The following is a 1,080-nucleotide window of genomic DNA, read 5'->3' on the forward strand; positions in this document are numbered from 1 at the left end:
CGTTGAAGGACTCGGCGAGTGCGTTGTCCGCGCTGGACCCGACCGCGCTCATGCTTCGACGGACCCCTGCTGACCTGCAAGCTTCGGCGAATGCCCTGCTCGTGTACTGGGCTCCGTGGTCGGTGTGCATGATCGATCCGGCGAGGCTGCCGCGCGTGCGGATCGCTGCGGCCAGGGCGTCGGTGACGAGGTCCGCGCGCATGTGGTCGGCGATCGCCCAGCCGGCCAGACGGCGCGAGGCGAGGTCGATGACGGTCGCCAGGTAGCAGAACTTCCCGCCGTCGATGGGCAGGTAGGTGATGTCTCCGACGTACTTCGTGTTCGGGTTTTCGGCGGTGAAGTCGCGGCCGATCAGGTCCGGTGCCTTGGCCGCGGCCGGGTCGGGGACGGTGGTGCGGTGCCGGCGGCGCAACCGGACTCCTTCGATCCCGGACGCCCGCATGAGTCTGGCGACCCGCTTGTGGTTGACCGCCTCTCCGCTCGTCTCGCGGAGCTCGGCGGTGATTCTCGGGGCTCCGTAAGTGCCGTCCGATTCCTTGTGCACGGCCCGTATCCGGACGGTGAGCCTCGCGTCGGCTGCCTGCCGGGCGGACCGGCCCGCGGCTGTCCGGCGCCAGTAGTAGAAGCTCGAGCGGCTGACGCCGAGGATGCTGCAGAGCCGCTTCACGCCGTAGCGGCGCTGATGGTCGGCGACGCACTGGAAGCGGTTCACCAGCGCGTCTCCCCGGCGAAATACTTCGCCGCTTTCCGCAGGATCTCGCGTTCCTCTTCCAGCTCACGGACCTTCTTCCGCAGAGCTGCGTTCTCTGCCTCCAGCGGGGCCGGCGGCTGGGCCGGTTTCTGCGTCCGGCGCCCGCGGGGCCGACTCGCTCCGGCTGCCCGGACCCAGTTCCGCAGCGTCTCCGGGTTAATCCCCAGATCGGCGGCGACCGACCTGATCGTCGCCTCCGGCCGCGACTCGTACAGCGCGACCGCGTCCGCCTTGAACTCCGGCGGGTAGTTCTTCATGACCACGAGATGTCCGTTCTCAGATCCTCAGGATCCAGTGTCTCGTGTGTTCAACATCAGGGGTCAAGGCCC

The 1,080-nt window shown here is 68.5% G+C and carries 1 pseudogene; it reads right to left on the bottom strand.

From position 1 onward, the window contains the following. Window positions 1-1,014: pseudogene (locus AB0D48_RS37445) on the bottom strand (IS3 family transposase); the annotation flags it as partial. Window positions 1,015-1,080: the final 66 nt, after the last annotated feature.

Origin of the sequence: Streptomyces sp. NPDC048269, assembly GCF_040652395.1 — a bacterium.
Taxonomy (GTDB): Bacteria; Actinomycetota; Actinomycetes; order Streptomycetales; family Streptomycetaceae; genus Streptomyces.